Genomic DNA, 3,939 nt, shown 5'->3' with positions numbered 1-3,939 from the left:
TCTCAGTATAACGCTCAAAATTACACACTCTGTAAAACTAATATAATTGCTCCAAATTTTAAAAACCCTGAAATTCTTATTCCAGAAAGAAATGATGAGGTGATAGGTCAATATAGATTCACTAAAGATGGTATTTATTACACAACTACAAAAAACGGAGTTGAAGCAAAATTATACTTATATAAAGAGGGAAAAAGCATTCCTATCAAACTACCTTTCCCTTCAGGAAATATCAATTTGCAAGCAAAAGGAAAGGATTTTTCAGAGATTTGGATAAGTTGCTCCGGCTGGGCCAATGAAGAACAGCGTTTTAAATATGACCTCAAAACAGGTTCTTTTCTTGCTGAAAACATTACCCCAATTACAGAATATCCTGAGTTTGATGATATAGTAGTTGAAGAAATAACAGTGAAAGCAAGAGACGGCGAAGAAATACCTTTATCACTCATATACAATAAAAATATAAAACGAAATGGAAATAATCCGGTTCTAATTGATTCGTATGGCTTTTATGGATATTCTCGGAATCCCTTCTTTGCGCGAACCTATTTATTATGGGTAAATCAGGGAGGAGTAATGGCTGTAGCACATGTTCGAGGAGGAGGTGAAAAAGGAGAGCAATGGCGTTTAGGAGGATATAAAGAAACAAAACCTAATACCTGGAAGGATTTAATAGACTGTACAGAATATTTAATTAAGGAAAAATATACCTCAAAAAGCAAAGTAGCAATTTGGGGAGCAAGTGCGGGAGGAATTACAGTAGGGCGAGCAATGACAGAAAGACCGGATCTATTCAAAGCTGTAATTCTGGAAGTACCTACAACCAATGTATTAAGAGATGTTCTCTCTATCAGCAATAATGCAGATGAATATGGAACATTAAAAGACCTTAAAGGGTTTAAAGCTTTAATAGAAATGGATGCTTATTACCATATTAAAAAAGGAATAAAATATCCTGCAACTTTAATAACAGGAGGGATAAATGATCCCAGAGTTCCTGTTTGGGAACCTGTAAAATTTGCTGCTAAGCTACAATCTAATACTACTTCAAAAAACCCTGTATTACTTCAAATAGATTATGAAGGAGGACATGGAGTCAACACAACTGCTATTCATGGGCATTCAAACCTCTCGGATATTTTTGCTTTTGCCTTCTGGCAACTAGGACACCCTGATTACCAGCCACAAGAAAAAAAATAAATGGCTCGCTTTCCTTACCAATTTTTTAATGAGTATGTAGTTCGTACTCCCTCATTTTCACGCAAAAACTTTCAACAGGCAATAAGTTGTAAAGATGAAATTACGGATGCAAAACTGAAAGAAATCTGCACCAATCCCATATTTCAGGAAGCCGTTTATTTGGCTTCACCTAATTTGCATGACGAGAGGGCTAAATGGATTAATTCAGAAAAAGAGTTTTCCCAAAAAGAATATCAAAAACTAAAACAGACCCTATTAAAATATTATAGCCGAATAAGTACACGCTGTACTCCATTCGGCTTATTTTCATCGGTTGGGTTGGGAAATTTCAATTTAGATGCTTCCAACATTCTTAATAACGGAATTAAAAATCACCAACCCTTAACCGATAATCTATTGCGGGATACCAAACTGGATATGTACTTTCTTGTTTCCTTAACCCAATATTTTGTGCAACAACCGGAGATAAGAAACAAGCTTTTATTTTTCCCTAATAACAGTATTTATAAAGTAGGAAGCAGGATCCGCTATATAGAATACCAGTACACCGGGGGAAAAAGGGAATATATCATTTCTTTAGCCTCACTTTCTGAGGAATTACAGCAGGTATTGAATTTTTCTAAAGAAGGAAAAACGATACAGCAAATTGCAGAAATTTTGATTGATGAAAAAATCACACAAGAAGAAGCTATAGAATTTGTGGAAGAACTTATTGATAATCAGGTATTGGTAAGTGAATTGGAGCCTAATGTTTCAGGAAACGATTTCTTGGATACTATTATTACTATTTTAGGAAGAAGAGAAATTAAAAACGAAGCCGAAATTTTAATTGCGATAAAAAATAAACTGAATGAATTAGATCAAAACATTGGTAATCCAATCTCCGAATATGCTGAAATAGAAGAATTAGTAAAATCTTTTGGACTAGAATATGAACGAAAATATCTTTTTCAAACCGACTTGTATTCTAAAAATAAATTTACTTTACCCAATCACTGGAAAAAGGAGCTGAAAAAAGTATTTATTTTTTTGAACAAAGTAAACTTGTCTACAAAAGATACCCATTTGCAAAAATTTAAAAAAGCCTTTAGTGAAAGATTTGAAGAGCAGGAATTACCATTGCTGTATGTTTTAGATAATGAAGTAGGTATTGGCTACAAACAAAATGCATCTGCAAAAGGTATTCATCCTTATTTAGAAGACCTGGTATTTCCGGCTTCACAGAAAAATCAAAACAAGAATATTGAGCTTACTTCGGTTCATCAAATTCTTAATGAAAAGGTGCAGGAAGCTTTATTGGATAATCAATATACAATCAAATTAACAGACGAAGACTTTAAGGATTTTGAAGAGAAATGGAATGATCTGCCCGATACGATTTCCATCATGACGGAACTCATTTCGGATAATAATCAGGAAAAATTATTCTTTAGCAGCTGCACCGGAAGTAGTTCAGCTAACCTTTTGGGGCGATTTTGTTCAGAAAAATCGGAAATCCAGAATCTAACAAAAACTATTACTCAAAAAGAACAAAAGCTCAATCCTGAAGAGATTTTGGCAGAAATTATCCATTTACCGGAAGCAAGAATAGGAAATGTAATCAGAAGACCGACTTTAAGGCAATATGAAATCCCTTATTTAGCCCAATCACTTTTGCCATCCGAAAATCAAATACCCGTAGACGATTTGTATATTTCTTTAAGAAATGATAGGATTATTCTGCTTTCAAAAAAGCTGAACAAAGAAATAAAGCCTTACCTTACCAACGCTCATAATTATTATACAAACACTCTCCCTGTTTATCATTTTTTGTCTGATCTGTATTCTCAAAATACTAGATCTGGGCTTTATTTCAGCTGGGGCGGATTGGAACATATTTATAAATTTTTGCCAAGAGTAGAATATGATAATATTATTCTTTCAAAAGCCCGATGGAAAATTACTGAAAAAGATATTTCTTCTTTGGAATTATAAAGTTCAAACAAAGAGGATTTTTTACTGAAACTAAGAAACTGGAGAAGCAAAAGAAAAATTCCTGCATGGATTCAATGGGTAAAGTTTGACAATACTCTAACAATGAATTTAGAGAATTACGATATGGCAGAGCTTTTTATTCAAGCTGTAAAGAATGAAAAGTCAATCATTATAGAAGAATTCTTATATAACGAAAATGATGATTTTAAAAGGGAATTCATTTTCCCCATGTATAAAGATAGATAGCTGTTGTGATGAAAAGAAAATTTATTCCAGGAAGTGAATGGCTGTACCTGAAAATCTATACGGGTGTGAAAACAGCCGATCTCATTTTAGAAGAAGCAGTACAGCCCTTAGTAGAATATTTACAGGAAAACAATTATATTTCAAAATGGTTTTTTATTCGTTATAATGATCCGAAGCCGCACTTGAGGGTAAGATTCAGGCTAAACAATATTAATGATTATGACAAGATCCTTAATAAAATTAATGAAAGTCTAAAAGAATATATAGAAAGTGACGAAATTTCAAATATTGTAATTGATACTTACAATAGAGAGATTGAAAGATATGGTGAAAATACCATTGAAGAAGCCGAAACTTTGTTTTGTATAAACAGTGAGTTCACCCTGCAATGCGTACATTACGATGATGAGGAAAAAATCATTGTCTCTCTTTTTTATATTGATGAAGTTTTGAGTAAACTCAATCTTTCAACTGAAGAAAAACTAAATTGGATTAAAGATTTCAACATTGCTTTTAAAC

General features: G+C 33.0%; 4 protein-coding genes. All 4 read left to right on the top strand.

Annotated features, from left to right (window positions below; all coding sequences use genetic code 11):
• The coding region (locus Q0A18_RS04975; RefSeq protein ID WP_292009071.1) for a prolyl oligopeptidase family serine peptidase at positions 1 to 1,200 on the top strand (1,200 nt) is incomplete at its 5' end.
• A complete protein-coding gene (locus tag Q0A18_RS04970; RefSeq protein ID WP_292009070.1) occupies positions 1,201 to 3,174 on the top strand; it encodes a lantibiotic dehydratase family protein in 1,974 nt (657 codons plus the stop codon).
• A 102-nt stretch (positions 3,175 to 3,276) separates the two neighbouring features.
• Positions 3,277 to 3,420, top strand: a complete 144-nt coding sequence (locus tag Q0A18_RS04965; protein WP_292009069.1) for a hypothetical protein — start codon at positions 3,277 to 3,279, stop codon at positions 3,418 to 3,420.
• Between the two features lie 8 nt (positions 3,421 to 3,428).
• Positions 3,429 to 3,939 (top strand): thiopeptide-type bacteriocin biosynthesis protein (locus Q0A18_RS04960; RefSeq protein WP_292009068.1); only part of this gene is annotated, 511 nt, incomplete at its 3' end.

This window comes from Chryseobacterium sp., assembly GCF_022712095.1.
GTDB lineage: Bacteria > Bacteroidota > Bacteroidia > Flavobacteriales > Weeksellaceae > Chryseobacterium.
The sequence above is the reverse complement of the archived record's forward strand: the minus strand, read 5'-3'. Positions and strand labels throughout refer to the sequence as shown.